Source organism: Achromobacter sp. FW305-C-28, assembly GCF_058783235.1.
This window is the reverse complement of record NZ_JBYSYL010000004.1, coordinates 123,156-149,120: the sequence shown is the minus strand read 5'-3', so window position 1 is coordinate 149,120 and position 25,965 is coordinate 123,156. Positions and strand designations below refer to the sequence as shown.

Below are 25,965 nucleotides of genomic sequence, written 5' to 3'. Positions count from 1 at the left end.
CCGCATTCCTTGCGGGCCTGGACGTTGATACCCTCAAGAAATCGAACGGCTTCTTGCTAACATGGCCGCCATGAGTCCGAGCTTCCACCACCGCAACCTTCCCCACCTGCTGCTTTACGCGCGCGAAACCCTGATGGCGCATTTCCGGCCGATATTGCACGCCGCGGGCGTGACGGAACAGCAATGGCGGGTGTTGCGCACGCTGAGCGAAGTCGGCTCGATGGAACCCAACCAGATTGCCCGCAGTTGCCAGATCCTGAGCCCCAGCCTGACCCGCATGCTGGCCGGCATGCAAGAGCAAGGCCTGATCAAGCGCGTGCGCTCCAACGCCGATCAGCGGCGCCAGGAAATCTCGCTGACGCCCAAGAGCAACAAGCTGATCGACCGCATGCGGCCGCAAGTGGATGCGAAGTACCAGGAAATCGAAGCGCGCATCGGCAAAGCGCTGCTGGACCGCCTGTACACCGACGTCGACGCGATGGTCGAGCTGATCAAGCGCGAGCCCGCCACGACGGAGTGACCCCCGCACGGCCCCGCGCCTGCCCGGCTATCCGTGCGGGCGCGCGGGACGACCCGGCGCCCGCCTGGCCCGGGTTCAGTCCGGCACGGGCAGGATCGCGTTGATCTGCCCGGTGCCCGAACTGGTGAAGTAGTCCGTCACGATCTCGGCGGGCCGGTCGTAGGCATCCCAACCCAGCAAGCCCAGCAGCATGGCGGTGTCGTGCATGCCGCCCTCGCCCACGCACAGCTCGGCGTATTCAGGCAGCATGGCGCAGAAGGTCTTCCAGTCGCCCTGGCGCCACAGGTCCACCACCCGCAGGTCGACTTGGCGGTAGAACTCGCGGCTGATCTGGTGCATGGCGGCTTCAGGGCTGTTGTTGTCGTTGAAACGGTGCGACAGCGACCCGCTGGCCAGCACCGCCACGCGGCCGTCGCCCTGCTCGATGGCCTGGCGCAGCGCCGCGCCGAAGCGGCGGCTGTCGTCCAGCGAGTGCCAGGCGCACCAGGCCGCCACCGAGACGACCTTGAAGCGGTCGTCGCCATTCATGTAGCGCATCGGCACCAGCGTGCCATATTCCAGTTCCAGGCTGGCTATCTCGTGGGCGCGCGTGGCTACGCCGGCCGCGCTGGCGCATTCGGCGATGCGCCGCCCCAGGGCCGGATCGCCGCGGTAGGCGTAGTCCATGTCCTTGATGAAATGCGGCAGCTCGTTGCTGGTGTAGCAACCGGCGAAACGCGCGTTGCAGTTGACGTGATAGCCGGCGTTGACCAGCCAGTGCACGTCCAGCACCACCAGCGTGTCCACGTCCAGGTCGCGGCAACGCTGGCCGATGACGCGGTGGCCCTGGATGGCGGCCTCGCGGCAGCCGTGATGCCGGCCGGGCATTTCGGAAAGGTACATGGACGGCACATGCGTTACCTTGGCCGCCAGCGCGAGCTTGCCCATGATGGTTGTCTCCGGATTTCTTATGGCGGGGCTCAGACGCCCCATTTGGGAATGTGGTGGCTGCCCATCGAGACGCAGACGTTCTTGATCTCGGCGAACACCTCGTAGCTGTATTCGCCGCCCTCGCGGCCGGTGCCCGACTCCTTGGTGCCGCCGAACGGCTGGCGCAGGTCGCGCACGTTCTGGCTGTTGATGAACACCATGCCGGCCTCGATGCCGCGCGCCAGGCGGTGGGCGCGGCCGATGTCGCTCGTCCAGATGTAGGACGCCAGGCCGTACTTGACGTCGTTGGCCAGCGCCAGGCCATGGGCCTCGTCCTTGAACGGGATCAGGCAGGCGACGGGGCCGAAGATCTCTTCCTGGGCGCAGCGCATGCGGTTGTCGACGTCGGCCAGCACCGTGGGGCGCACGAAATTGCCGCCTGCCAGGCGCGCGGGCAGGCCCGCCGGGGCGTCGGGGCCGCCAGCCAGGATGCGGGCGCCCTCTTGTTCGGCCAGGCGGATGTAGCCGGTGACTTTCTCCCAGTGCTGGCGCGTGATCATCGCCCCCACGTGGGTGGCTTCGTCAGTGGGGTCGCCCACGGCCAGGCGCTGGGCGCGCTCGGCGAAGCGGCGCACGAAGTCGGCGTAGATGGATTCCTGCACGAAGATGCGCGAACCCGCGGTGCAACGTTCACCGTTGAGCGAGAAGATGGTGAACAGGGCCGCGTCCAGCGCGCGCTCGACGTCGGCGTCGTCGAACACCAGCACGGGCGACTTGCCGCCCAGTTCCATCGAGAATTTCTTGATGCCGCCGGCACTGGACAGGATCTTCTTGCCGGTGACGGTGCCGCCAGTGAACGAAATGGCCCGCACGCCGGGGTGGCGCACCAGCGCGTCGCCGGCGGTCGCGCCATAGCCCTGCACCACGTTCAGCACGCCAGGCGGAATGCCGGCTTCCAGCGCCAACAGGCCCAGTTGGTCGGCGGTCAGGGGGGACAATTCCGACATCTTCAGCACCGCGGTATTGCCCAGCGCCAGGCAGGGCGCGGTCTTCCAGGTGGCGGTCATGAAGGGCACGTTCCAGGGCGACACCAACGCGCACACGCCCACCGGCTGGTAGAGCGTGTAGTTCAGCATCTGGTCGTCCACCGGATAGGTGTGGCCATTCATGCGGGTGCAGACTTCGGCAAAGAAAGTGAAGTTCTCGGACGCCCGCGGAATCAGCTGCTTGCGGGTCTGCGAGATGGGCAGGCCGGTGTCGCGGGTTTCCAGTTCGGCCAGGTGCGGCACGTTGCGGTCGATCAGTTCGCCCAGCCGGCGCATCAGCCGGGCGCGTTCCTTGGCGGGCGTGCCGGCCCATTTGGGAAAGGCCTCGGCGGCGGCCGCGACGGCGGCGTCGATTTCCGGCTGGCCGCCCGCGGCGACTTCGTCGATGGCCTCGCCCGTGGCCGGGTCATAGGTGATGAAGCGGTCGGCGCTGTCGACCTGCTTGCCGTTGATCCAGTGCTTGATGCTCACGCGTGTCTCCTTGTCGGCCTTTAAGGGTCGGATCTTCGGCCCGCCGAATATTTAGTTAACTCGTTAACTTTATGCCCGGGAAATTACCGCTGTCAACGGCGGGAAACCCGTGGCGGCCCGCATTGCCGCCCGCATGCTTTTTCACTATGATAATTAACATGCTAACAATACCTGCCGGAGGGGGCCTGCCCCACGCCTGCCATGCCACACATCTGGATTGAGTATTCCGCCAATCTCGACCTGGACACCCGCGCCTTGATGCGCGTGGTGCAGGACGCGGCCGTGGGCGACGGCAGCCTGTATCCGCTGGCGGGGGCCCGCAGCCGCGCGCTGCGGGTGGATGACTACCTGATCGTGGACGGCCACCCCGACAATGCCTTCGTGCACGTGCTGCTGCGCATCGGCCACGGCCGCAGCGCCGAACAGCAGGCGGCGCTGGGCGAACGCGTGTTCCAGGCGCTGGACCGCGCCCTGGCCGCGGAAATGGCGCGCCGGCCGCTGGGCATTTCGCTGCAGGTCGAAGAAGCCGACCCGGTGCTGAACTACAAGCGCAACAACTATCGCGAGTACCTGGCCGACCGCGCGGCGGCCAAACGCGCCGCCCTGCCGCGCACGGTGGTCGGTGTGGCGCTGAACAGCCGCCAGGCCCTGGCCGCGCTGGGCGAGGCCGTCAACGCGCCACCCTACAAGGCGCCGCCGCAGGCGCCGGTGCTGTACATCAAGCCCGCCAATACCTATGCCACCGACGGCGACGTGATCACGCTGCCGGCGGACGTGCCCGAAGTGTCGATCGGCGCGTGCCTGGGCATCGTCTTTGGCCGCCGCGCCGCCCGCGTGAGCCAGGCCCAGGCCCTGGATTACGTGGCCGGGTACCGGGTGGTGGCCGACCTGTCCGCGCCGCACGCCAGCTACTTCCGGCCCGCGCTCAAGCAGCAGTGCCGCGACGGCTTCTGCCCCATCGGCAGCGACCTGGCGCCGGCCGCCGCGGTGACGGACCCGGACGCGCTGCGGATCGAAGTGCACGTCGATGGCGAACTGGTGCAGCGCACGACCACGGCCGATCGGGTGCGACCGGTCGCCCGGCTGATTGCCGACGTGACCGCGTTCATGAGTTTCGAACCCGGCGACATCCTGCTCACCGGCATCGCCGCCGATGCGCCGCGCGCCCGCGCCGGGCAGCGCTACGACATCCGCATCGCCCAGGTGGGCACGCTGGGCAACGTCCTGGCCTGACGCATCACGGAACCCGCCATGAAACACGCACGCATCGCCTATGAAGGCGCCATCCATGCGGCCACCGAAGCCGGCCCCGGCCAGGTGCGCCTGGCCGACGGCCGCTGCCTGGCCGAGGACGCCGTCACCTGGTTGCCGCCCATCGACCCGCGCACCACCTTCACGCTGGCCATCAACTATGCCGACCACGCCAAGGAACTGGCGTTCAAGGCGCCAGACGAACCGCTGGGTTTTCTGAAGGCGGCCAACACGTTCGTCGGCCACCGCGCGCAAACGTTGCGCCCGGCCGACGTGGCCTTCATGCATTACGAGTGCGAACTGGCGGTGGTGATAGGCAAGACTGCCCGCAACGTCGCCCGCGAGCACGCGTACGACTACGTGGCGGGGTACACCGTGGCCAACGACTACGCGCTGCGCGACTACCTGGAAAATTGGTATCGCCCCAACCTGCGCGTGAAAAGTCGCGACACGTGCACGCCGCTGGGGCCCTGGCTGGTGGACCGCGACGACGTGCCCGACCCGATGAACCTGGACCTGCGCACCACCGTCAACGGCGTCGAAACCCAGCGCGGCAACACCCGCGACATGGTGTTCGACATCCCGGCCCTGATCGAATACTTCAGCAGCTTCATGACGCTATCGCCCGGCGACCTGATCCTGACGGGCACGCCCGACGGCATCGTCAACGTCAATCCCGGCGACGAGGTCGTGACCGAGATCGACGGCATCGGCCGGCTCGTGAACACGCTGGTTCCCTACTCCGCCTGACATTCCCCCACCCTGGACCTTCGCCATGCTCGACTCCGCCACCGTACACGCCATCGCCGCGCGCCTGCACGACGCCGAACGCACCCGCCAGCAGATCCGCCAGATCTCGCTGGAACACCCCGACATCACCATCGCCGACGCCTACGCCATCCAGCGGGCCTGGATGGACATCAAGCTGGGCGAAGGCCGCATCAAGCGCGGCCACAAGATCGGCCTGACCTCGCGCGCCATGCAGCAGGCCTCGCAGATCGACGAACCCGATTTCGGCATGCTGCTGGACGACATGTTCTTTGCCGACGGCAGCGACATTCCCGCCGGCCGCTTCATCCTGCCGCGCCTGGAAGTAGAACTGGCCTTCGTGCTGGGCAAGCCGCTGCGCGGCCCCGACGTCACCTTGTTCCAGGTGTACGACGCGGTGGACTACGTGATTCCGGCGCTGGAGATCATCGATGCGCGCTCGCACAGCATCGACCCCGACAGCAAGCGCCCGCGCAAGGTGTTTGACACTATCGCCGACAACGCCGCCAATGCCGGCGTGGTGATGGGCGGACGGCCCGTGAAGATGAACGAACTGGATCTACGCTGGGTCGGCGCGATCCTGTCGCGCAACGCGGTGATCGAGGAAACCGGCGTGGCGGCGGGCGTCTTGAATCACCCCGCCAATGGCGTAGTATGGCTGGCTAACAAGCTGGCCGCCCACGACGTGGCGCTGGAAGCAGGCGAGATCATCCTGTCGGGGTCGTTCACCCGCCCGGTGCTGGCCCGCCCCGGCGATACCTTCAATGTCGATTACGGCGTGCTGGGTTCCGTCAACTGCCACTTCATCTGATCCCTTTGCCGCCCATGGATATCCTGACCAACCACTTCAAGCGCGCCCTGCGCGCCGGCAAACCCCAGATCGGCCTGTGGGCCGGACTGGCCAGCGCCTACACGTCTGAAATCTGTGCCGGCGCCGGCTTTGACTGGCTGCTGATCGATGGCGAACACGCGCCCAACACGCTGCAGACCACGCTGGCACAGCTGCAATCGGTGGCGGCCTACCCGGTGGCGCCGGTGGTGCGCCCGGCCTGGAACGACCCGGTACAAATCAAGCAGATCCTGGACACCGGCGCACAGACGCTGCTGGTGCCCATGGTGCAGTCGGCCGAAGAAGCCGCGGCCGCCGTGGCCGCGGTGCGCTATCCGCCCGCCGGCATTCGCGGCGTGGGCAGCGCGCTGGCCCGGTCGTCGCGCTGGAACCGCATTCCCGACTACCTCGAACGCGCCAACGACGAGATGTGCGTGATCGTGCAGATCGAAACGCCGCGTGCCATCGACGCGCTGGACGAGATCCTGGCCATCGACGGCGTGGACGGCGCCTTCATCGGCCCGGCCGACCTGTCGGCCAGCATGGGCTACCTGGGCAAGCCCGAGCACCCCGAGGTCACCCAGGTCATCGAGGCGGCCATCGCCCGCATCGTCAAGTCGGGCAAGGCCGCCGGCATCCTGCATAGCGGCGTGCCGCAGGCACGCCACTACCTGTCGCTGGGCGCGACCTTCGTGGCGGTGGGCGTGGATGCCGTGCTGCTGGCCCGCGCCGCCGAAAAGCTGGCGGGCGAATTCAAGAATGTGAAGACGGTGGATGCGGCCAACGGGCCGTATTGAAGCGCCGGGGCCGGTGACGCCCCGGTCACGAAGACCCAATGAAAACCGGCCCGCTAGCAGCGGGCCGGTTTGTCTTGGTGGGCGCGGAGTCGATGCGATTCGCGCCCGCGGATGTCAGGTCAGGAACGGCCGCCCAGGCTGCCGCCGCCGTCCACGCCCAGCACCTGGCCGGTGATGAAGCCGGCGTCGTCCGACAGCAGGAAGGCGATGGCGGCGGCCACTTCGGCCGGCGTGCCCAGGCGCTTCATGGGCACCGAGGCCAAGGCGCGCTTTTCGCCTTCGCTGCCCGCGGGGCGGGTGGCGCGGAACATTTCGGTTTCGATCGGGCCCGGGGCCACCGCGTTGGCGGTGACGCCGTATTCGGCCAGTTCCAGCGCCCAGGTGCGGGTGCAGCCTACCAGCGCGCTCTTGGCGGCCGAGTAGGCAGTGCGTTCGAGGCCGCCATGGATGGCGCGGCTGCAGACGTTGACGATGCGGCCGGCGCGGCGCACTTTCATCGATTCGATGAAGGCCTGCGTGACCTGCACGGCCACGCGCACATTCAGGTCCAGCACGTTGTACAGGGTGGCCAGGTCGATTTCGCCCAGCGGCTGGGGCGAAGCGATGCCGACGTTGTTGACCACGGCGTCGACGGGGAATTTCTCGCGGATTTCGCGCAGCACTTCTTCGGTGCGGCCAGCGTCGGCCAGGTCACAGGCATAGAGATAGCCGGGGAAATCCACATCGCCGGTATTGCGCGCGATGCCGACCACATGACAACCCATGTCGGACAGCCGCTGAGTAAGCGCCCAGCCTATGCCTTTGGTGGCGCCCGTAATGAGCACGCATTTGTCCTTCATGGATCGAAACCTCGTTGATTGTTTACTGGGTCGAAAACGGGCGCCTGGGCGCCCGGTCTTTCAAGTAGACACCATCCGGCGTTGGCTGTCTTGTAAATTGCGTAGCAATTCTTGCACGCTGGACACCCCTGCGGGCGGGGCGCCAGGGCGGGCATCCCCCAAAAGGATCAGACGTCGGGATCAGACGTCGCGGGTGACCGGCACGCGGGGGGCCAGGGCGCAGAGCAGCTCGTAGCCGATGGTGCCGGCCGCCAGGGCGACTTCGTCCACCGAGGGGCCGTCTTCGCCCCACAGCGACACCGGGGTGCCGACGCCGGCGGCAGGAATCGGGTCCAGGTCGACAATGAGCATGTCCATCGAGACCCGGCCCACCAGGCGGGTACGGATGCCGGCCACGGCCACCGGGGTGCCAGTGGCCGCGTGGCGGGGGTAGCCGTCGGCGTAGCCGCAGGCCACGATGCCGACGCGCATGGGGCGGTCGGCCCGGAACAGCGCGCCGTAGCCGACCGAGTCGCCGGCCTTCAGCTCCTGCACGGCAATGATTTCCGAGTGCAGCGACATGGCGGGCTTCAGGCCGAACGAGGCCGCGTCGGCATCGGCGAACGGCGACGCGCCATACAGGCAGATGCCGGGACGGACCCAGTGGGCCTGGTTTTCCGAGGCCACGGCGATCTCGGCGAAACGCAGGGTGGCCGCCGAATTGCAGACGCTGACCGGCCCGGGCAGCTTATGCGTCACCGAATTGAAGACGGCCATTTGCTCGTTGACGCCCTGGGGGCCGTCGGCGCAGGCGAAGTGGGTCATCTTGCCGATCGAGCCGACCGTGCCCTGCTGCTGCAGCAACTGGGCGCGCTCGTGGGCGGCCAGGTAGGCGGCGGGCGAAAAGCCCAGCCGGTTCATGCCGCTGTTGAGCTTGAGCATGATGTCGACCCGGCGCGTCAGGCGCGCCCGCGCCAGCATGTCGAGCTGTTCGCGCTGGTGCACCGTGGTGCTCAGGTGGTAGCGGTCGACGATGTCGAGGTCGGACGGGTTGAAAAAGCCTTCGAGCAGCAGGATCGGGCCGCCCCAGCCGGATTCGCGGCAGCGCACGGCTTCGTCCAGGTCCAGCATGGCCAGGCCCTGCGCCTTGGAGAAGCCGGCGACGGCCTGCTCGATGCCGTGGCCGTAGGCGTTGGCCTTGATGACCGCCCAGATCGAGGGCGGCAGGCCGGATGCGGCGGCGGCGGTCTGGTCAAGGTGGCGGCGCACGGCGGCCAGGTTGTGCGCCAGGGCAGAGACGGAAACGGTGGCAGAGACTGGGCGGGGCATGGTATGAGATCCTGTGGCGCTTAAGTCTAACTGATCGGCGTGGCGGCGGCAGCAGGATCGCCTCGCCGCGCGTACTCTAAAATGATCTGGTTCCGGCCCGTCCCGGCCAGACCGCAGGACCCCATATGCCCATCGATCACTACGAGAATTTCCCCGTTGCCTCGCTGCTGCTGCCGCGCAGGCTGCGCGGCGCCGTGACCGATCTGTACCGATTTGCCCGCGCCGCCGACGACATTGCCGACGAAGGCAGCGCCGACGACGCCGAACGCCTGGCCCAGCTGGCCGCATTTCGCGCCGAACTGCACCGCATCGGCGCCGAGCCCGGCACGGTGCCCGCCCCCGGCGCGCCCGAACTGGCCAGCATCTTCGTGCCGCTGGCCGCCACGATCGCCCGGCACCAGTTGCCCATCACCCCTTTCTACGACCTGTTGTCCGCCTTCGAGCAGGACATCAGCGTCAAGCGCTACGACGACTACGCCACCCTGGCCGACTACTGCACCCGCTCGGCCAACCCGGTGGGCCGCCTGATGCTGCACCTGTTCGGCGCGGCCGATCCGCAGAACGTCGAACAGTCGGACGCCATCTGCACCGGCTTGCAGCAGGTGAACTTCTGGCAGGATGTGCGGGTCGATTGGCATAAGCACCGCGTCTACATTCCGCAGGAAGACCTGCGCCGCTTCGGCGTATCCGAAGAAGACCTGGCCGCGGCCCGCCTGACGCCCGCCTGGCGCGAGCTGATGGCGTTCGAGGTCGAACGCACACGCGCGCTGCTACACTTCGGCGCTCCGCTGGCGCGCCGCCTGCCGGGCCGCATCGGCCTGGAACTGCGCCTGGTGGTGCAAGGCGGCCTGCGCGTACTGGAGCGTATCGAGGCGGGCGGCTACGATGTATTCATGAATCGCCCCGAATTGGGCGCCAAAGACTGGGCCATCATGTTGTGGCGCTCTATCAAGTAAGTAACCGGCCCTGCCAACTATGACCCCTGACGAGTACTGCCAGGAGAAAGCCGCCAAAAGCGGTTCCAGCTTCTACTATTCCTTCCTGTTCCTGCCGCCCGAGCGGCGCCGCGCCATCACGGCGCTGTATGCGTACTGCCGCGAAGTCGACGACGTGGTGGACGAATGCACCGACCCGTCGCTGGCGCGCATCAAGCTGGCCTGGTGGCGCACGCAGGTCGACCAGATGTTCGACGGCAAGCCAGACCACCCCGTGACGCGCGCGCTGCAGCCGCACCTGCAAAGCTGTTCGATCACCCGCGAACGCCTGCTGGCCATCGTGGACGGCATGGAAATGGACCTCGACCAGACCCGCTACCTGGACTGGCCCGGCCTGCGCAAATACTGCTGGCACGCGGCCGGCGTGGTCGGCGAGCTGTCGGCCGGCGTGTTTGGCTATACCGATCCGGCCACGCTGGTCTACGCCGAAAAGCTGGGCCTGGCGTTCCAGATGACCAACATCATTCGTGACGTAGGCGACGACGCCCGCCGCGGCCGCATCTACATTCCGGTCAACGACATGCAGCAGTTCGAGGTCAAGGCCTCGGACATCCTGAATGGCGAGTATTCCGAGCGCTTCTCGGCCCTGATGAAGTTCCAGGCCGACCGCGCCCGCGAGCTGTACCGCGAAGCCATGCGCAGCCTGCCCGACACCGACCGGCGCGCGCAGCGCCCCGGCCTGATGATGGCGGCGATCTACCACGCGCTGCTCGACGAGATCGAGCGCGACAACTGGCAGGTGCTGCATCAGCGCATTTCGCTGACGCCCCTGCGCAAGCTCTGGCTGGCCTGGAAGACCTGGGTGGGCGGCGGACGTGGACTGGTCCGCCGGTTGGCGCGATGAAGGCCGCGGTCATCGGCGCCGGCTGGGCCGGGCTGGCCGCCAGCGTCGCCCTGCGCGAAGCCGGCGCCAAAGTCACGGTCTTTGAAGCCGGCCATACGCCCGGCGGACGCGCCCGGCGCGTCTTTCACGACGGTTTCGAATCCCCGCTGGACAACGGCCAGCACCTGCTGTCGGGCGCCTACAAGCACACACTGGCGCTGATGCGCCGGGTGGGCCGCAACCCCGACGCGCTGCTGATGCGCCGCCCCCTGCGGCTGGCCAGCCTGGATGGCCGCTTCCGCCTGTCGGCCCCGCGCCTGCCGGCGCCGCTGCACATGGCGGTGGCGATCCTGCGTGCCCGCGGCCTGTCATGGGGCGACCGCCTGGCCACGCTGCGCCTGATGCGCGGCCTGCGCACCATGTCCTGGACGCCGCCGCGCGACTGGACCGTGCAGCAGCTGCTGCACTATCACGCGCAGTCCGACACGCTGATCCGCCAGGTCTGGGAACCACTCTGCCTGGCCGCCCTGAATACCCCGGTCACCACGGCCAGCGCCGTGCTGTTCGCGCGCGTGCTGCGCGACAGCCTGGCCGGCCGCCGCGAAGACAGCGACCTGCTGCTGCCGTGCACCGACCTGTCGGCGCTGTGGCCCGATGCCGCCGCGCGCCAGGTCACCATGCGCTACGGCAGCACGGTGCGCCAATTGCAGCCGTCCGACAACGGTATCGACATCAACCAGGAACGCTTTGACGCGGCCGTGCTGGCCGTGCCACCGACCTTTGCCGCGCGCCTGCTCGACGGCCCGCTGCGGGCGGCGGGGGCAACCGGTTTGCTGGACGCGTTGCGGGCCTTCGATTACCTGCCGATCGCCACGCTCAACCTGCGTTTGGCAGAGCCCTGGCGCCTGCCCGAACCCATGATGATGCTGCGCGAGGATCGCGCCCGCGGCCACGTCGGCCAATGGCTGTTCGACCGCGCCCAGTTGGCGGGCGACGCGCAGGCCGGCGAGCTGGCGGTGGTGGCCAGCGCCGCCACCACGCTGACCGACCGCAACCGCCAGCAGGCCATCGAGGCGCTGATCGACCAGGTGGCCGAGCAGGCTGCCGGCTATCCGCAGCGGCTGCCGCCGATGCCGGAAGTGTCGTCCGCGGAACTGTTCATTGAAAAGCGCGCCACCTTTGCCGCGGTGCCCGGCCTGCATCGGCCGTTGAACACCACGCCGTGGCCCACGCTGGCGCTGGCCGGCGATTGGACCGACACGGGTTACCCCGGCGTGCTGGAAGGCGCGGTACGCAGCGGACTGGAAGCGGCGCGGGTGCTCAATCCGCGCGCCGGCGACTGAACCGGTTCGCACGCAGGCGGCGCGGCCACGCCGCCCGCCCCGCTTGCGTCAGCGCAACAGGTTGACCGTGGCCAGCCCCAACCCCGTCAACAGCAACGACCCGAGCAGGCTGAAACCGGCATAGCCCAGCGCGCCGGCATAGGCGCCGCGTTCGAGCATCGCGACCGTTTCGGCCGAGAAGGTCGAAAACGTGGTCAGGCCGCCCATGAAGCCGGTGATGGCGCCCAGCCGCACCCAGGCCGGCCATTCCGGATGGCCGGCCACCAGCGCCAGCACCAGCCCCACCAGGTACCCCCCGACCAGATTGACCGCCAGCGTGCCCCAGGGCCAGGACTCGGTGTTGAGCCACAGGCTGGCCAGCCAGCGGGCCCATGCGCCCAGCACGGCGCCCACGGCCACGGCCAGGAAGTTCAGGGGAATCAAGGTCTGGTAGACGGACATGGGTACAAGGGCACTGGGCGGACAGGGATGCCTATCTTATCGCCGCCACGGGAATGGGTCCGAAATCGATTGAAATCTATTCGCACGTTAATAATCTGTTCTATAAGAGTAATTCTCATTTGAATGATAGAATCCGGCCCTTGAATTTTGCCCACCCCATGGACAGTCACGCATCCCCCCGGCGCCGGGCCTACTGGCTCAAGACGCTGCACCAATGGCATTGGATCAGCTCGGCGCTGTGCCTGCTGGGCATGCTGCTGTTCGCCATCACCGGCCTGACGCTGAACAACGCCTCGCACATCGAATCGAAGGCGGTCGTGACCAGCCGCGAAGCCCGCCTGCCCGACGCCGTGCTGGCGCAACTGGCCGCCCCGGCCGGTCAAAAGAAAGCGCCCCTGCCCGCCCCGGTCGCCCAATGGCTGGACACGGCACTGGACGCGGGCGCCGCGGGCAAACCCGCCGAATGGTCGGCCGGCGAAGTCTACGTGTCGCTGCCGCGCGCCGGCGGCGATGCCTGGCTGTCGATCGACCGGGCCAGCGGCGACGTCGAATACGAACGCACCGACCGCGGCTGGATCGCCTACCTGAACGACCTGCACAAGGGCCGCAACACGGGGCTGGCCTGGAGCTGGTTCCTGGACATTTTCGCCATCGCCTGTCTGGTCTTTTCGCTGACCGGGCTGGTGCTGCTCAAGATGCACGCGGGCAATCGCGGCGCGACCTGGCCCATGGTCGGGCTGGGCGTCGTGATTCCGCTGGTGCTGGCGCTGCTCTTCATTCACTGATTCATCCGATCCGCCCTGGAGATTTCCATGCGCAAGTTGTTGCTGTCGGCCCTGTTGGCCGGCCTGATCGCCCGAACGGCCTACGCCGCCGACATCGGCCTGTCCATCGAAGTGCCACGCCTGGACGTGGCCGAATACCACCGCCCCTACGTCGCCATCTGGATCGAAAACGCCGACCAGAGCGTGGCGTCCGACCTGGCCGTCTGGTACGACGTGGCCAAGAAGAACAACGAAGGCACCGAATGGCTCAAGGACATGCGCCAGTGGTGGCGCCGCAGCGGCCGCAACCAGACCTTCCCCGTGGACGGCGTGAGCGGCGCGACCAAACCCGCCGGCAAGCACGCGCTGAGCTTTGATGCGGCCTCCAAGCCGTTGGCTGGACTGAAGCCGGGCCAATACGCCGTGGTGGTCGAGGCCGCCCGCGAAGTCGGCGGCCGCGAGTTGCTGCGCATTCCCTTCCAGTGGCCGCCGCAAAAAGCCGAGCAACTGACGGCCCGTGGCGAACATGAGCTGGGCGCCATCGCCCTGGACCTGAAACCTTGATCTGCCCCCCTCCCTGCACAAGGAACGCAACCATGAAATCCGTCGCCAAACTGGCCGCCGCCCTGGCGCTGTGCCTGCCCTTCGCCGCCCATGCCCATGACGTCTGGATGGTGCCGTCCTCGACCGTGCTGTCGGGCACCGACAGCTGGATCACCGTGGATGCCGCGGTGGGCAACGACAAGTTCTACTTCAACCACGCGCCGTTGCGCCTGGACGGCCTGGCCGTGGTGGCGCCGGACGGCTCGGCCGCCGAAGCCGAGAACCTGAACCGCGGCAAGCTGCGCAGCACGTTCGACCTGCAGCTCAAACAGGCCGGCACCTACCGCATCGCGGTGGTCAACGACGGCGTATTCGCCCGCTGGAAAGAAGACGGCAAGCCCAAGCGCTACTTCGGCAAGCCGGAAGGCCTGGCCCAGGCCGTGCCGGCCAACGCCGCCGACCTGGAAGTGACGCAAAGCCTGGGCCGCGTCGAAACCTTCGTCACCGCCGGCAAGCCGTCGGCGATCAAGCCGGTGGGCCGCGGCCTGGAACTGGCGCCCGCCACCCACCCCAACGACCTGTTCACCGGCGAATCGGCCAACTTCCAGCTGCTGCTGGACGGCAAACCCGCCGCCGACCTGGACGTGACCATCGTGCCCGGCGGCAGCCGCTACCGCGACAAGGTTGGCGAGATCGCCGTGAAGACCGACAAGGACGGCAAGTTCTCGGTCAAGTGGCCGCAGCCGGGCCTGTACTGGATCGAAGCGGGCACCGAAGACGCCAAGGTCAGCGTGCCGCAGGCCAAGAAGCGCCGCCTGTCGTACGCCGGCACGGTCGAAGTGCTGCAGCCCTGATCCCGGGCGCGGCAATGGCCTCTGTTCCGTCCTACGCGCCGCGCGGCGCGGCGCCGGCTGCCCTGCAGGTCCGCGTGAACCTGGGCGCCCTGCCCCGGCGCGCGGCCGCGTTGGCGGGCGCGACCATGGGCACCACCTGGTCGGCGCGGCTGGCGCTGCCCGCCGGCACCGCCGAGGCGATGGCACGGCAGGCCATCCAGGCCGCGCTGGACGAGGTGGTGGCGCAGATGAGCACCTGGGAAGCCGACGCCGACATCAGCCTGTACAACCGCGCCGGCCCGGGCTGGCGCGCGCTGCCCGCCGAGTTCTTCCATGTGCTGCACCATGCGCTGACGCTGGCCGAGGACTGCGACGGCGCCTATGACCCGACGGTAGGGCCGCTGGTCAACGCCTGGGGCTTCGGGCCATGGCAGCGCGCTTTCGAACCGCCCTCGCCCGCCGCCATCGACGCGGCCCGCCAGCGTTGCGGCTGGCAACGCGTGCGGCTGGATGCGTCCCGCCAGGCCGCCTGGCAGCCGGGCGGCGTGTATCTGGACCTGTCGTCGATTGCCAAGGGATATGGCGTGGATCGCGCCGCCCAGGCGCTGGATGCGCTGGGCGTCACCCGCTACCTGGTTGAAGTGGGCGGCGAACTGCGGGCGCGCGGCCAACGCCCCGACGGCGCGCCGTGGCGCGTGGCGGTGGAAGTGCCGGACGGCAGCGATAACCACGCATTGGCCTTGCCGCTGCAAGACCTGAGCATCGCCACGTCGGGCGACTACCGCCGCCATGCCGGCGACGGCGATGCCCGCTATGCCCACACGATCGATCCGCGCAGCGGCCAGCCGGTGCGCAATGGCGTGGCGTCCGTCACCGTGCTGCATGCCGGCTGCATGCAGGCCGACGCGCTGGCCACGGCGCTGACGGTGCTGGGCGAACACGAGGGCCTGGCCTATGCCGAACGCCACGGCCTGGCCGCCCTGTTCATCCTGCGCGAGGCCGCCGGCTATCGCGTCAGCGCCACCGCCGCCTTCCAGGCGCTGGCCGCACAACCCTGATCCATGACGCTACGCTGGATAACCGCCGCGTGCGTGGTGCTGGCCTGGCTGCTGCTGTGTGGCTGGGCCTGGCGCCGCGGCCAACGGCGGCAGGCCCAGGCCGCGGCCACGCTGCACGGACTGGATGCGCCGGCCCACCAGGACACCCTGCTGGTCGCCTACGCCAGCCAGACCGGCTATGCCGAGGCGCTGGCGGGCCAGACCGCCGACGCCTTGCGCAGCGGCGGCCTGGCCGTGCAGGCCGTGCCGCTGGGACAGTTGGATCTTGCCCGGTTGGCAAGCTACCGCCGCATCCTGTTCATTGCCAGCACCTACGGCGAAGGCGATCCACCGGACGCGGCGGCCGGGTTCGCGGAACACGCGATGCATGGCGCGCACGGCCACCATACGCGCCCTGACGCGGCGGCAATCCCTGAGTCTGCGCCGCCGCCCGCCGCCCCGCTGGCTGGCGTGCAATACGCCGTGCTGGCGCTGGGCGACAGCGACTACGCGCACTTCTGCGGCTTCGGCCATCGGCTGGATGATTGGCTGCACGACCAGGGCGCCACGCCGCTGTTCGATCTGGTCGAGGTCGACGATGGCGACCCGGCCGCGCTGCGCCATTGGCAGCATCACCTGGGCCTGTTGGCCGGCCGCAGCGACCTGCCCGATTGGCAGGCCCCGGCCTATCAATCGTGGCGCCTGGCGCACCGCGAGTGTCTCAACCCCGGCAGCCAGGGCGGCCCCTGCTATCTGCTGACGCTGACGCCGCCAGACGGCGAAGCGCCCGTCTGGCAGGCCGGCGATATCGCGGAAATCGGCCCGCGCCAGGAACGGGGCGGGCCGCTGCTGCCGCACCGTGAATACTCGATTGCGTCCTTGCCTGCCGATGGCGCGCTGCAATTGCTGGTGCGCCAGATGCGCGCCGCGGACGGCGGGCTGGGCCTGGGCAGCGGCTGGCTGACCCATATCGCGCAGCCGGGTGACGAGATTGCCCTGCGGGTGCGCAGCAATCGCAATTTCCATGCGCCGGATGATGATCGGCCGATGATCCTGATCGGCAACGGCACGGGCCTGGCGGGCCTGCGGGCGCTGATCAAGGCGCGCCGTGTCATCGGCCACACGCGCAATTGGCTGGTGTTCGGCGAACGCAGTGCGGCGCACGATGCCTTCTGCGGCGCCGAGATCGGCGCCTGGCGCCAGGACGGCACGCTGGCCCGCGTGGACGCGGTGTATTCGCGCGACCAGGCCGAACGCCGCTATGTGCAGCACTGCCTGCTGGAACAGGCCGTGCGCGTGGCGGCGTGGGTGGACGATGGCGCCGCGGTCTATGTCTGCGGCAGCCTGCAAGGCATGGCTGGCGGCGTCGATGCCGCCCTGCGCCAGATACTGGGCGACGACCGGGTGCAGGCCATGTTGCACGAGGGCCACTACCGGCGCGACGTGTACTAGATCGCCGGCATCAAGCGTCTTGCATCAAGCGCCAGCCGGCAAGCATCGCCCTGGCCGGCCTCGCCAGGGCAACACCCCAGCCCCGTTATTGCAGCTTGATCTGCGCCTTGTCGATCACCGCTTTCCAGCGGTCGCGCTCGGTGCGGATCTGCTCGGCGAATTCCGCGGGCGTGTTGCCCAGCGGGAATGCGCCCGTCTCTTCCATCTTGGCCGCCGTGGCGGGGTCGCGCACGGCCTGGGCAAAGGCCCGCGCCAGCTTGTCGCGCACCGCGTCGGGCAGGCCCGCCGGGGCCACCACGCCGTACCAGGCCGTGACGTCGTAGTCCTTGTAGCCCTGCTCGGCAAAGGTCGGCACGTCCGGCAGGCGCGGATTGCGGGCCGGGCCCGTGATGGCCAGCGCGCGCAGGTGCTGGCTCTTGATGTACGGCAGCGACGACGGGAAGTTGTCGAAGATGACCGGCACCACGCCGCCCACCGTGTCGGTCAGCGCGGGCGCGGAACCGCGGTACGAGATGCTGTTCATCTTGCCGCCGGTGATCTGCAGGAACCAGATCATGCCCAGGTCGTTGATGCCGCCCGCGCCGGCATTGGCGTAGCCGTCCTTGGACGGGTTGGCGCGCACGTGCGTGACGAACTCGGCCAGCGTCTTGGCCGGGTACTTCGGATTGACGCTGAGGATGTTGGGGCTGGTGACCAGGTTGCTGACCGGCGTGAAATCCTTCACCGGGTCATACGACAGGTTGGGAAACAGGTGCGGCGCGGTGCCGTGGGTGCTGACGGTGGCCAGGCCCACGGTGTAGCCGTCCGGCTTGGCGCGTGCGGTGGCGGCCATGCCGATGGTGCCGGACGCGCCGGTGCGGTTTTCCACCACGATCTGCTGGCCCAGGATTTCGCCAGCCTTGGCCGCGGCCAGGCGGCCGACGATATCGGTGGGGCCGCCGGCCGGGAACGGCACGATCAGCGTGATGGGACGATCGGGAAATTCAGCGTGGGCGGCCGGCAATACGGCGGCCAGCGCCAGGGCGACGCAGGTCTTGCGGATCATGAGGCTTGTCTCCTGTGAGGATGGGTTCTGCTTGTTATTGGGAAAAATCGGAGTCGGTCGCTACGGCTTCGCGGCGCAGTATCCGGCCGGGGCGCTGGGCGCCGGCCAGGGCCGGGAACACCGGGCAGCCATTGACCAGCACGTGCTCGATGCCGGTGGACGCCAGCGTGGGCGCGTCCCAAGTGGCGCGGTCCTCGACCGTATCGGCATCGAACACCACCACGTCGGCCCAGGCGCCCACCGCCAGGCGGCCACGGTTGGCAAGGCCGAACACGCGGGCCGGCAGCGCGGTCATCTTGGCCACGGCGGCCTCCAGCGTCAGCAGTTCGGCTTCGCGCACGTAGCGCCCCAGCACCCGCGTGAAGCTGCCCCACAGCCGCGGATGCGGATGGGCGTCGTTGGGCAGACCGTCGGACCCGACCATGCAGCGCTCGTGCTGGAAGATGCGGTGCACTTCGGCTTCGTCCATGGCGAAATAGATGGCGCCGGCCGGACACAGGCGGCGCGCGGCCTCGGCGCGGTCGCAGCCCCATTGCGCGGCAATGTCGGCCAGCATCCGGCCGCCGCATTCGGGATGCGGGGTCGACCAGGTGATGCGGATATCGTCGATGAGTTCGGCGCGTTCTGGAATCAGGATGGTCGAACTGCCGGGGTACGGGTAGATGTCCAGCGCCACGTCCACCCCGTCGGCGCGGGCGCGGTCGATGTTGGCCAGCGTGGCGCGGCTTTTGCCCCAGTTGTGCGGCATCATGCATTTGTGGTGCGACAGCACCGTGGCGCAGCCCGTGCGCCGGCCGATCGACAGCACCTCGTCGACCGCTTCCTCGACCGCATCGCCTTCGTTGCGGATATGGCTGGTGTGCAGCGCACCGCGCGCCGCCGCCACCTGCGCCAGGCCGTCCAGCTCGGCTTGCCCAGCAACCCCGCCCGGCTGATAGGCCAGGCCCGTGCTGAAGCCGACGGCGCCGGCGTCCAGCGCCTGGGCCAGCATCTGCTGCATGGCCTGCTGTTCGGCATCGGTGGGCTGCGCCGCCGGGTCGCGCATGACCGCCAGGCGCAGGTTGGCGTGGCCCACCAGCGCCGCGACGTTGATCATCGGCTGCTGCACCTGCAACGCGGCCAGGTACTCGGCCATATCGCCGAACAGCGGCGTTTCGCCCAGCAGCGCCAGCGCTGCCGCGGTGTTGCCGGGCAGCGGCGCGGGGGCGCCGCTGATGCCGCAGTTGCCCACCACCACCGACGTGATGCCCTGGCTGGTCTTCCATTCCAGGCCCGGCTTTTCGACGAACATCAGGTCGTCGTGGCCGTGGGTGTCGATGAAGCCTGGCGCCACGATCTTGCCGGCCGCATCGATGCGCCGCGCGGCGGGCGCGGCCGACAGGTCGCCGATGGCGGCGATGCGCTGCGCGTGGATGCCGATGTCGGCGCGCCTGCGCGGCCCGCCCAGCCCGTCGATCACCCAGCCGCCTTCGATCACCAGATCCAACGTGTCCTGCATGCCGCTCCGCCTTGATGCGGGCCGGGCTTGTTCGCCGGCCTCTCGTTACGCAGATCGCGGCACCTCGTCAATCAGGCCCCGACCTTGCTGAAGCCCCTAGTATCGTCGGCGCGATCAATCTGGAAAAATTGTTTTTATTGATCCATCTATCGCAATTTGAAATGCATCGCCTGCCCAAGCACGTCACCCTGAAACACCTGACCGCCTTCGTCGCGGTGGCGCAGGAATCCAGTTTCACGCATGCAGCCAAGCGGCTGTTCCAGACGCAGTCATCCGTCACCAGCCTGGTGCGGCAGCTGGAAGACGCGCTGGGCACGCAGCTGTTCGCCCGTACCAGCCGGCGCGTGCTGCTGACGGCGGCGGGCGAGGAATTCCTGCCGCGCGTCATGCGGCTGCTGGCCGACTTCGACGGCGCCATCGGCGACGTGGTGCGCTTTGGCGCCCTGGAACGCGGCCGCGTGGGCGTGGCGGCGGCGCCGTCGGCCATCACCCAGATCATCGCGCCGGCAGCGGCCACATTCTCGGCGCAATACCCCGCCATCCGGCTGTACCTCAGCGACGACAACTCGGGCCGCATCCAGCGCAAGGTGGCCACGCGCGAGGTCGATTTCGGCCTGACCAGCCGCTGGGCCGATGCACCGGGGCTGCATTTTGACGCCCTGCTCGAGGACCGTTTCGGCGTGCTGTACCGGCGCGACGACGCCGGCCTGCCCCCAGGGCGCGACGGCACGATGCGCTGGGCCGACCTGGCCGGCCGCAAGCTGGTGGGGGTGGTGGACGAGACCGGCATCATGGCGCTGCTGCGGGCCCGCGCGGACCTGCCGATCGAGGCCGCGGCGCCGTTCTACGAAGCGTCCAGCACGACGTCGCAGGCAGCGCTGGTGAAGGCGGGCATGGGGGTGGCGGTGCTGCCCGCGCTGGCGGCGCAGCGCGTGATGGAACCGGAACTGGCCTACGCACTGCTGGCGCGGCCGACGGTGGTGCGCACCCTGTGCATCATCCGCCACAAGGAATATCCGCTGAGCCCGGCGGCCCAGGCGTTGATCCTGGGTATCCGCACGTACCTGCGGACCGCGGCGCTGCCCGCAGGGTGCAAGCTGGCCGCGGGCGCGAGGCGCAAGCACGGCTAGCGCGGCCGCGGCGGTCAGCGGCCTGGCGATCGCCGCGCCCTGTGCCTGTCAGCCGCGCAGTTTCTCGTTCAGCGCCGCCAGCCCTGCCGCGAATACGCCCTGGCCAACAGCGGTCGCCACCGCCTGCAGGTCCGCGCCATCTTCCACGCGAAAATCCGCCCACCATTCCACCAGCGTCGCACCGCCTTCGGTCACCGGGCGCAACGTCACGCCGGCAATGTAATCGCGCATCGGCAGGTCGGTCTCGATAATGGAATAGCGCAGCGCGGTGCCGGGATCGTCCAGCATCAGCAGTTGCTCGCGCACGAAGCCGGACGGCTTGAGCGTCAGGTAGCGCACCGAGCCGATGGCATCGTGGCGCCCGTCCGCTTCCAGGCGGCTTTGGGCGATGCCCGGGTGCCAGCCGGCCAGGCCGTTGAAATCGCGAAACAGCGGCCAGACGGTGGCCAGCGGCGCCTGGATGATGGCGCTGGTGTAGACGGTATGCGGCATACGGACTCCTGGGCAATGACCGGACCGCGGCGAGGGGTGCGCGGGCCGGTGCGGATGAACGGAAACCTTAGAACGTCAGTTGCTTGAATGCTTGCGTGGCGGCGGTCAGGGCCTGCTCGGTAGGCAGGCGTTCCATCGAGCTCGCGCCATAGAAGCCATGGCAATGCTTGCAATGCTTCAGGATGTGGGCCGCGTCGGCCGGCGTGGCGATGGGGCCGCCGTGGCACAGCACGATCACGTCGGGGCGCACGGCCAGGGCCGCGGCCGCGATACGGTCAATGGCGGCCACGCAGTCGTCCAGCGTCAGCGCGGTTTCGGCGCCGATCGAGCCGCCGGTGGTCAGGCCCATGTGCGCCACGAGGATGTCGGCGCCGGCCTGCGTCATGGCCACCGCGTCATCTTCGTTGAACACGTACGGCGTGGTCAGCATGCCTTTTTCGTGGGCCAGGCGGATCATGTCCACTTCCAGCGCGTAGCCCATGCCGGTTTCTTCGAGGTTGGCGCGGAAGTTGCCGTCGATCAGGCCGACCGTGGGAAAGTTCTGAACGCCGGCAAAGCCCTGGCGCTGCAGGTCGTCCAGGAAGACCTCGAAATCGCAGAACGGGTCGGTGCCGTTGACGCCGGCAAGCACCGGCGTGCGCTTGACCACGGGCAGCACTTCGCGGCCCATGTCCACCACGATCTCATTGGCGTTGCCGTAGGCCAGCAGGCCGGCCAGCGAGCCGCGCCCGGCCATGCGGTAGCGGCCCGAGTTGTAGATCACGATCAGGTCGATGCCGCCGGCTTCCTCGCACTTGGCGGACAGGCCCGTGCCGGCGCCGCCGCCCACGATGGGGGTGCGGTCGCGCACCATGGCGCGGAACTTGTCCAGCAGGTCGTTACGGTTGAAACGCGGCATGGCGGGGGTCCTCAGTGTGTGGCAATTTCAAGGTAGTGATCGACCGCGGCCTGGGCGAACTGCGGGTCATTGATGTGGCAGGGCACGCGGATCAGGCGGCGGTTGGCGGTCTGCACCAGCCGGGCTTGCAGGGCCGCGAACAGCGCGGCATCGGCCTCGGGGTCCCAGAAGGCCTGGCCCGGCGCGTCCAGCGCCGACACGCCGCCTTCCGGAATCAGGAAGCGCACGGGGCCCTCGCACTGGTTCAGCTTGTCGGCGATCCATTCGCCCTGCCGCTGGTTTTCTTGCACGGTGGTGCGCATCAGCGTCACCTGCGGATTGTGGGGATAGAACGTGCGGCCCTGGTAATGCTGCGGCACGGTATCCATGGCGCCGAAATTGACCATGTCCAGCGCGCCGCAGGAACCGACATAGGGCGCTCTTGTGCGCGCCACCGCGCCGAAGCGGTCTTCGGTGCAGGCCAGCACGCCGCCGAACAGGAAGTCGCAGACCTCGGTGGTGGTCAGGTCCAGCACGCCGGCCAGAAGGTGGCTGTCGAGCAGCTTTTCCATCGACTGGCCGCCGGTGCCGGTGGCGTGGAACACCAGGCAGTCAAAGCGCGATTCGAGCAGCGGGGTCACCTGCTGCACGCAGGTCGTGGTGACGCCGAACATGGTGATGCCCACGGCGGGGCGGCTGTCGTCGTCGGCCGCGCTGGCGGCCTGGCGAAACGCGCCGCCGATGGCGCCTGCGGCATTGGCCAGCACGCGCCGGGAAATACGGTTCAGGCCCGCCACGTCGGTCACGGAATACATCATGGCGATGTCCGAAGGACCCACGTACGGCGCGACGTTGCCGGACGCCATGGTGGACACCATCAGCTTGGGCACGCCGATCGGCAGCGCACGCATGGCGGGGGTGATGAGCGCCGTGCCGCCCGACCCGCCCAGGCCCAGCATCGCGCCGATGTCGGGGCTGGCGGCGGCGTAGCGTTCGAACGCCAGCGCCATGGCGGCGATGGCCGTGCCGCGGTCGCCGGTGAAGACGGCCTGCTCGCCCTGCGGATGGCTGCGGGCGACCTCGCGCGCCTGCACGCGGGCGCCGCTGGCAGCCCCGGTGGTGGACACGTCCACGGTGACGACGTCCAGCCCTTCCCGCTTGAGCAGGTCGGCGACGTAGTCGGCCTCGTGACCCTTGGTGTCGTAGGTGGCGGCCACGAAGACCCGCCGATTCGCTTGTGTCATGACTCCTCCGCGGGCGGCTACACTCGGTGCGCGCCTCGATATGTCTGGGGCCGCCTGGGCCTGTAGAATCTAGAAATGAGACGAAAGAATCATACTGAGACACCTGTCTCACGTCAAACCATCGACCGCAAGACGCCCCCCGCCGTCGCCCGCCTGATCGGCCCTGCCAGCCGGCAGGCCGCCGCCAGCGGCGAACCGCCGCACGGGCCGCGCGCGCGCATGCGCAAGACCTTGCTGGATGCCGCCCAGCGGCTGATGGCGCAAGGCATCACGCCGTCGGTGGCCGAGCTGGCCGAACACGCGCAGGTGTCGCGCGCCACCGCCTACCGCTACTTTCCCAGCCAGAGCGCGCTGATCGCCGCCGTGGTGGACGAAAGCCTGGGGCCGATCCTGGCATGGGACTCGAAGGCACCGGATGCCGCCGCCCGGGTCGACGAGCTGCTGCGCTTTGCGTATCCGCGGCTGGAAGCACACGAGGCGCCGCTGCGCGCGGCCATCCTGGTGTCGCTGCAGCAGCATGCCGAAGCCAGCGCCGGCCGCGCCGGCAACGAACCACGGCTGGTGCGCGGGCACCGGGTCGACATCCTCAAGCGCGCCATCGCGCCGCTGGCCGGCACGCTGACACCCGCGCAGCAGGACCGCGTGGCGCAGGCGCTGTCGCTGGTCTACGGCACCGAGGTATTCCTGGTGCTCAAAGACATCTGGCGGCTGGACCTGCCCGACGTCACCGAGGTGGCGCGCTGGACCGCCAACGCCATCATCCAGCAGGCGCTGGCCGAGGCCGGCGAGACGCCGCAAGAGACGGCCGGCAAGGCGGCGCGCAAGCGCTAGCCACGGACGTGGCCGCGGCCGCGGCCAGACCCCGCGCCACGCGTCAAGCCAGGGCCACGACGGCCCTGCGCACCGCCCTCCTGTCATGTCCACGTCACCCGCAGACCGCATAGTGCGGGCCTTCGCGGCGCTGCGCCTTGCAGGCCGCCTGACGCTGGAGTTTGAAATGCGGTTCGAAGTATCCCGCCTGCGGCGGGCCATCATGCCCTTGTCGCTGGCTTGCGTAACCCTGCTGAGCGCCTGCGGCGGCAGCGATGACGATGACGAGAGCCCGGCGGCACCGCCGCCCGTGGTGACCAACCCCACGCCGCCGGCCCCGCCCCCCGTGCAGACGGGCGCCTGGAGCGCGGGCGACCTGCACGTGCACACGATCCAGTCCAACGACGCCCAGGTCACCCTGGAAAGCGTGCTGGACCAGGCGTTCGACCGCTACAAGCTGGACTGGGCCGCGCTGTCGAACCACCTGCGCATGTCCGATCGCGACAACACCGGCGCCGCCATTCCCGGCGGCCCCGTGCCGTTTTCCACCGGCATGGCGCAATACGAAGTGCCGTTCATCAAGCAGGCGCAGGCTGCCGGCCGCTACGCCGGCAAGATCATTTTCTCGTCGTTCGAATGGGACATGCCCACGCATGACCACGTTAACATCGGCATCGGCGTGAACGATCCGATGTCGGCCAAGTCGCTGCGCGCGGTGGCCGAGTACGAATACCTGTACACCAACAAGGCGGCCAACCTGTTTGACGCGCAACTGGTGGCCGACCTGGCCGGCCAGCCACGCGCCTTCACGACCCACGCCGATTCGCTGACCGCACTGCAATGGCTGCGCGACAGGCATCCGGACAGCTACCTGCTGCTGAACCACCCGTCGCGCTATGCCGGTAAATACACCATCGGCCAGCTGCGTGAAATGCATGACCTGGCGCCGACGATCTTCTTCGGCATCGAAGGCATGGTCGGCAACCAGATGGAACCGGACCGCGGCGGCTACGCCGAGGCCTACACGCCCGTGAACCTGCCCAACCGCACCTACGGCGGCGTGGACTACCTGGTGGCCAAGGTCGGCGGCACCTGGGACGCCCTGCTCGGCGAAGGCCGGCGCATCTGGAACGTGGCCGATTCCGACTTCCATTTCCGCACCGCGTCGGGCCAGTACAGCAGCGGCTACGCCCCCGGCGAATATGCCAAGACCTACGTCTGGAAGGACGGGAAAGACATGGCGGCCGTGGTGGCCGGCTTGAAGAGCGGCCGCATGTTCGGCGTGTTCGGCGACCTGATCGACGCGCTGGAGTTCCAGGCGCAGGGCGCGGCCGGCACGGCCCAGATGGGCGGCGAACTGCAGGCGGCCAAGGGCGAACAAGTGGACGTGACCATCCGCTTTCGCAGCCCGGACAGCAACCACTACGAGTACCCGATCGAAAGCGGCAACCCCACCTACGTCAAACCCACCGTGCACCACGTGGACCTGATCGTGGGCGACGTGGGCCCGCGCGCGGCGGCCGGCACGCCGGCGTATGACAACGCCACCAACCCCAGCACCCGCGTGCTGGCGCGCTACACCCGCGCCGACTGGACGGTGGACAAGGACGGCTACAACGTCATCAAGGTCAAGCTGACCGCCGACAAGAGCCAGTACCTGCGCCTGCGCGGCACCAACCTGGCGCCGGACGTGGCGGGCGAAACCGCCAATGGCGAACCGCTGCCCGACCTGAAGGTGGACCTGGCCGACAACGCCGCGCGCTTCAACGCGATCAACGCGCGCAGCTACAACGACCTGTGGTTCTATTCGAACCCGGTGTTTGTGACCGTGAAGCAGTAAGGCCAGGACGCGAGATACGACCCGCGTTTCGTCCATGAAAAAGGCCGCGAGCATGCAGAT

The 25,965-nt window shown here is 68.6% G+C and carries 26 protein-coding genes; 16 read left to right on the top strand and 10 right to left on the bottom strand.

What is annotated here, in order from left to right; translation table 11 throughout:
• The first annotated feature begins 70 nt into the window (after positions 1–70).
• Complete coding sequence (gene hpaR, locus AC3WMR_RS12785) at positions 71–520, top strand: homoprotocatechuate degradation operon regulator HpaR (protein WP_492265316.1); 450 nt, start codon at positions 71–73, stop codon at positions 518–520.
• Positions 521–595: 75 nt separating this feature from the next.
• Here hpaR and hpaD read toward each other — a convergent pair whose 3' ends face one another.
• Both hpaD and hpaE read right to left on the bottom strand, forming a co-directional pair.
• Entirely contained in the window at positions 596–1,447 is an 852-nt protein-coding gene (gene hpaD, locus AC3WMR_RS12780; RefSeq protein WP_492265315.1) for a 3,4-dihydroxyphenylacetate 2,3-dioxygenase, read from the bottom strand.
• A 32-nt stretch (positions 1,448–1,479) separates the two neighbouring features.
• Complete coding sequence (hpaE, locus tag AC3WMR_RS12775; protein WP_492265314.1) at positions 1,480–2,946, bottom strand: 5-carboxymethyl-2-hydroxymuconate semialdehyde dehydrogenase; 1,467 nt, start codon at positions 2,944–2,946, stop codon at positions 1,480–1,482.
• Between the two features lie 201 nt (positions 2,947–3,147).
• Between hpaE and AC3WMR_RS12770 the strand changes: the two genes are divergently transcribed.
• From AC3WMR_RS12770 to hpaI, 4 genes are read left to right on the top strand one after another with little or no spacing between them, the layout of a single operon-like run.
• Positions 3,148–4,179 carry a fumarylacetoacetate hydrolase family protein gene (locus tag AC3WMR_RS12770; protein WP_492265313.1) on the top strand — a complete coding sequence of 344 codons (1,032 nt, stop codon included), beginning with the start codon at positions 3,148–3,150 and terminating at the stop codon, positions 4,177–4,179.
• Positions 4,180–4,197: 18 nt separating this feature from the next.
• Complete coding sequence (locus AC3WMR_RS12765) at positions 4,198–4,947, top strand: fumarylacetoacetate hydrolase family protein (RefSeq protein WP_492265312.1); 750 nt, start codon at positions 4,198–4,200, stop codon at positions 4,945–4,947.
• A gap of 25 nt (positions 4,948–4,972) precedes the next feature.
• On the top strand, positions 4,973–5,776 hold the full coding sequence (gene hpaH / locus AC3WMR_RS12760; RefSeq protein WP_175191886.1) for a 2-oxo-hept-4-ene-1,7-dioate hydratase: 804 nt from the start codon (positions 4,973–4,975) through the stop codon (positions 5,774–5,776).
• 14 nt (positions 5,777–5,790) lie between these two features.
• Positions 5,791–6,591 (top strand): 4-hydroxy-2-oxoheptanedioate aldolase, encoded by an 801-nt coding sequence (gene hpaI, locus AC3WMR_RS12755; RefSeq protein ID WP_492265311.1) that lies wholly within the window; start codon positions 5,791–5,793, stop codon positions 6,589–6,591.
• Between the two features lie 119 nt (positions 6,592–6,710).
• On the opposite strand, the gene AC3WMR_RS12750 is transcribed toward hpaI, so the two are convergent.
• On the bottom strand, positions 6,711–7,430 hold the full coding sequence (locus AC3WMR_RS12750) for an SDR family oxidoreductase (RefSeq protein WP_006396065.1): 720 nt from the start codon (positions 7,428–7,430) through the stop codon (positions 6,711–6,713).
• Positions 7,431–7,610: 180 nt separating this feature from the next.
• Entirely contained in the window at positions 7,611–8,738 is a 1,128-nt protein-coding gene (gene alr, locus AC3WMR_RS12745) for an alanine racemase (protein ID WP_492265310.1), read from the bottom strand.
• 125 nt (positions 8,739–8,863) lie between these two features.
• Here alr and hpnC point away from each other — a divergent pair, with 125 nt between their 5' ends.
• The 3 genes from hpnC to hpnE are packed head-to-tail and all read left to right on the top strand — an operon-like array spanning position 8,864 to position 11,899.
• Positions 8,864–9,694 carry a squalene synthase HpnC gene (hpnC, locus tag AC3WMR_RS12740; protein ID WP_492265309.1) on the top strand — a complete coding sequence of 277 codons (831 nt, stop codon included), beginning with the start codon at positions 8,864–8,866 and terminating at the stop codon, positions 9,692–9,694.
• 19 nt (positions 9,695–9,713) lie between these two features.
• A complete protein-coding gene (gene hpnD, locus AC3WMR_RS12735) occupies positions 9,714–10,577 on the top strand; it encodes a presqualene diphosphate synthase HpnD (protein WP_492265308.1) in 864 nt (287 codons plus the stop codon).
• Entirely contained in the window at positions 10,574–11,899 is a 1,326-nt protein-coding gene (gene hpnE, locus AC3WMR_RS12730; RefSeq protein ID WP_175191881.1) for a hydroxysqualene dehydroxylase HpnE, read from the top strand. Before hpnD ends, hpnE begins: the two co-directional genes overlap by 4 nt.
• Before the next feature lie 48 nt (positions 11,900–11,947).
• Here the strand turns inward: hpnE and crcB are convergent, their stop codons facing one another.
• Complete coding sequence (gene crcB / locus AC3WMR_RS12725) at positions 11,948–12,340, bottom strand: fluoride efflux transporter CrcB (protein ID WP_492265307.1); 393 nt, start codon at positions 12,338–12,340, stop codon at positions 11,948–11,950.
• Positions 12,341–12,498: 158 nt separating this feature from the next.
• On the opposite strand from crcB, the gene AC3WMR_RS12720 reads away from it, so the two are divergent.
• The 5 genes from AC3WMR_RS12720 to AC3WMR_RS12700 are packed head-to-tail and all read left to right on the top strand — an operon-like array spanning position 12,499 to position 16,969.
• On the top strand, positions 12,499–13,125 hold the full coding sequence (locus AC3WMR_RS12720; RefSeq protein ID WP_492265306.1) for a PepSY-associated TM helix domain-containing protein: 627 nt from the start codon (positions 12,499–12,501) through the stop codon (positions 13,123–13,125).
• Positions 13,126–13,152: 27 nt separating this feature from the next.
• Positions 13,153–13,668: a DUF2271 domain-containing protein gene (locus AC3WMR_RS12715; RefSeq protein ID WP_492265305.1), complete on the top strand. Its 516-nt coding sequence runs from the start codon at positions 13,153–13,155 to the stop codon at positions 13,666–13,668.
• 32 nt (positions 13,669–13,700) lie between these two features.
• A complete protein-coding gene (locus AC3WMR_RS12710; protein ID WP_492265304.1) occupies positions 13,701–14,501 on the top strand; it encodes a DUF4198 domain-containing protein in 801 nt (266 codons plus the stop codon).
• Between the two features lie 14 nt (positions 14,502–14,515).
• Positions 14,516–15,538, top strand: a complete 1,023-nt coding sequence (locus tag AC3WMR_RS12705) for an FAD:protein FMN transferase (RefSeq protein ID WP_492265303.1) — start codon at positions 14,516–14,518, stop codon at positions 15,536–15,538.
• Positions 15,539–15,541: 3 nt separating this feature from the next.
• Positions 15,542–16,969: a sulfite reductase subunit alpha gene (locus tag AC3WMR_RS12700; RefSeq protein WP_492265302.1), complete on the top strand. Its 1,428-nt coding sequence runs from the start codon at positions 15,542–15,544 to the stop codon at positions 16,967–16,969.
• Positions 16,970–17,054: 85 nt separating this feature from the next.
• Here AC3WMR_RS12700 and AC3WMR_RS12695 read toward each other — a convergent pair whose 3' ends face one another.
• Together AC3WMR_RS12695 and AC3WMR_RS12690 are read right to left on the bottom strand one after the other, a co-directional pair.
• Positions 17,055–18,014 (bottom strand): tripartite tricarboxylate transporter substrate binding protein BugE, encoded by a 960-nt coding sequence (locus AC3WMR_RS12695; protein ID WP_492265301.1) that lies wholly within the window; start codon positions 18,012–18,014, stop codon positions 17,055–17,057.
• Between the two features lie 34 nt (positions 18,015–18,048).
• Positions 18,049–19,512, bottom strand: coding sequence for an N-acyl-D-glutamate deacylase (locus tag AC3WMR_RS12690; RefSeq protein ID WP_492265300.1), 1,464 nt, complete (start codon positions 19,510–19,512; stop codon positions 18,049–18,051).
• Positions 19,513–19,673: 161 nt separating this feature from the next.
• On the opposite strand from AC3WMR_RS12690, the gene AC3WMR_RS12685 reads away from it, so the two are divergent.
• Positions 19,674–20,642: a LysR family transcriptional regulator gene (locus AC3WMR_RS12685; RefSeq protein WP_492265299.1), complete on the top strand. Its 969-nt coding sequence runs from the start codon at positions 19,674–19,676 to the stop codon at positions 20,640–20,642.
• A gap of 48 nt (positions 20,643–20,690) precedes the next feature.
• Here the strand turns inward: AC3WMR_RS12685 and AC3WMR_RS12680 are convergent, their stop codons facing one another.
• The 3 genes from AC3WMR_RS12680 to AC3WMR_RS12670 form a co-directional block, all read right to left on the bottom strand.
• Positions 20,691–21,134, bottom strand: coding sequence for an SRPBCC family protein (locus AC3WMR_RS12680; RefSeq protein ID WP_175191872.1), 444 nt, complete (start codon positions 21,132–21,134; stop codon positions 20,691–20,693).
• A gap of 67 nt (positions 21,135–21,201) precedes the next feature.
• Positions 21,202–22,032: a phosphoenolpyruvate hydrolase family protein gene (locus AC3WMR_RS12675; protein ID WP_492265298.1), complete on the bottom strand. Its 831-nt coding sequence runs from the start codon at positions 22,030–22,032 to the stop codon at positions 21,202–21,204.
• Positions 22,033–22,043: 11 nt separating this feature from the next.
• On the bottom strand, positions 22,044–23,255 hold the full coding sequence (locus AC3WMR_RS12670; protein ID WP_492265297.1) for a Tm-1-like ATP-binding domain-containing protein: 1,212 nt from the start codon (positions 23,253–23,255) through the stop codon (positions 22,044–22,046).
• A gap of 153 nt (positions 23,256–23,408) precedes the next feature.
• On the opposite strand from AC3WMR_RS12670, the gene AC3WMR_RS12665 reads away from it, so the two are divergent.
• Both AC3WMR_RS12665 and AC3WMR_RS12660 read left to right on the top strand, forming a co-directional pair.
• Positions 23,409–24,086 (top strand): TetR/AcrR family transcriptional regulator, encoded by a 678-nt coding sequence (locus tag AC3WMR_RS12665; RefSeq protein WP_492265375.1) that lies wholly within the window; start codon positions 23,409–23,411, stop codon positions 24,084–24,086.
• A gap of 166 nt (positions 24,087–24,252) precedes the next feature.
• Positions 24,253–25,905, top strand: coding sequence for an S-layer protein (locus AC3WMR_RS12660; RefSeq protein WP_492265296.1), 1,653 nt, complete (start codon positions 24,253–24,255; stop codon positions 25,903–25,905).
• The last annotated feature ends 60 nt before the right edge of the window (positions 25,906–25,965 follow it).

Bases quoted from the DNA above. Each gene is read 5' to 3' on its own strand.
- hpaR (WP_492265316.1), top strand. From the start codon at position 71: ATGAGTCCGAGCTTCCACCACCGCAACCTTCCCCACCTGCTGCTTTAC.
- hpaD (WP_492265315.1), bottom strand. From the start codon at position 1,447: ATGGGCAAGCTCGCGCTGGCGGCCAAGGTAACGCATGTGCCGTCCATG.
- AC3WMR_RS12770 (WP_492265313.1), top strand. From the start codon at position 3,148: ATGCCACACATCTGGATTGAGTATTCCGCCAATCTCGACCTGGACACC.
- AC3WMR_RS12765 (WP_492265312.1), top strand. From the start codon at position 4,198: ATGAAACACGCACGCATCGCCTATGAAGGCGCCATCCATGCGGCCACC.
- hpaH (WP_175191886.1), top strand. From the start codon at position 4,973: ATGCTCGACTCCGCCACCGTACACGCCATCGCCGCGCGCCTGCACGAC.
- hpaI (WP_492265311.1), top strand. From the start codon at position 5,791: ATGGATATCCTGACCAACCACTTCAAGCGCGCCCTGCGCGCCGGCAAA.
- AC3WMR_RS12750 (WP_006396065.1), bottom strand. From the start codon at position 7,430: ATGAAGGACAAATGCGTGCTCATTACGGGCGCCACCAAAGGCATAGGC.
- alr (WP_492265310.1), bottom strand. From the start codon at position 8,738: ATGCCCCGCCCAGTCTCTGCCACCGTTTCCGTCTCTGCCCTGGCGCAC.
- hpnC (WP_492265309.1), top strand. From the start codon at position 8,864: ATGCCCATCGATCACTACGAGAATTTCCCCGTTGCCTCGCTGCTGCTG.
- hpnD (WP_492265308.1), top strand. From the start codon at position 9,714: ATGACCCCTGACGAGTACTGCCAGGAGAAAGCCGCCAAAAGCGGTTCC.
- hpnE (WP_175191881.1), top strand. From the start codon at position 10,574: ATGAAGGCCGCGGTCATCGGCGCCGGCTGGGCCGGGCTGGCCGCCAGC.
- crcB (WP_492265307.1), bottom strand. From the start codon at position 12,340: ATGTCCGTCTACCAGACCTTGATTCCCCTGAACTTCCTGGCCGTGGCC.
- AC3WMR_RS12720 (WP_492265306.1), top strand. From the start codon at position 12,499: ATGGACAGTCACGCATCCCCCCGGCGCCGGGCCTACTGGCTCAAGACG.
- AC3WMR_RS12715 (WP_492265305.1), top strand. From the start codon at position 13,153: ATGCGCAAGTTGTTGCTGTCGGCCCTGTTGGCCGGCCTGATCGCCCGA.
- AC3WMR_RS12710 (WP_492265304.1), top strand. From the start codon at position 13,701: ATGAAATCCGTCGCCAAACTGGCCGCCGCCCTGGCGCTGTGCCTGCCC.
- AC3WMR_RS12705 (WP_492265303.1), top strand. From the start codon at position 14,516: ATGGCCTCTGTTCCGTCCTACGCGCCGCGCGGCGCGGCGCCGGCTGCC.
- AC3WMR_RS12700 (WP_492265302.1), top strand. From the start codon at position 15,542: ATGACGCTACGCTGGATAACCGCCGCGTGCGTGGTGCTGGCCTGGCTG.
- AC3WMR_RS12695 (WP_492265301.1), bottom strand. From the start codon at position 18,014: ATGATCCGCAAGACCTGCGTCGCCCTGGCGCTGGCCGCCGTATTGCCG.
- AC3WMR_RS12690 (WP_492265300.1), bottom strand. From the start codon at position 19,512: ATGCAGGACACGTTGGATCTGGTGATCGAAGGCGGCTGGGTGATCGAC.
- AC3WMR_RS12685 (WP_492265299.1), top strand. From the start codon at position 19,674: ATGCATCGCCTGCCCAAGCACGTCACCCTGAAACACCTGACCGCCTTC.
- AC3WMR_RS12680 (WP_175191872.1), bottom strand. From the start codon at position 21,134: ATGCCGCATACCGTCTACACCAGCGCCATCATCCAGGCGCCGCTGGCC.
- AC3WMR_RS12675 (WP_492265298.1), bottom strand. From the start codon at position 22,032: ATGCCGCGTTTCAACCGTAACGACCTGCTGGACAAGTTCCGCGCCATG.
- AC3WMR_RS12670 (WP_492265297.1), bottom strand. From the start codon at position 23,255: ATGACACAAGCGAATCGGCGGGTCTTCGTGGCCGCCACCTACGACACC.
- AC3WMR_RS12660 (WP_492265296.1), top strand. From the start codon at position 24,253: ATGCGGTTCGAAGTATCCCGCCTGCGGCGGGCCATCATGCCCTTGTCG.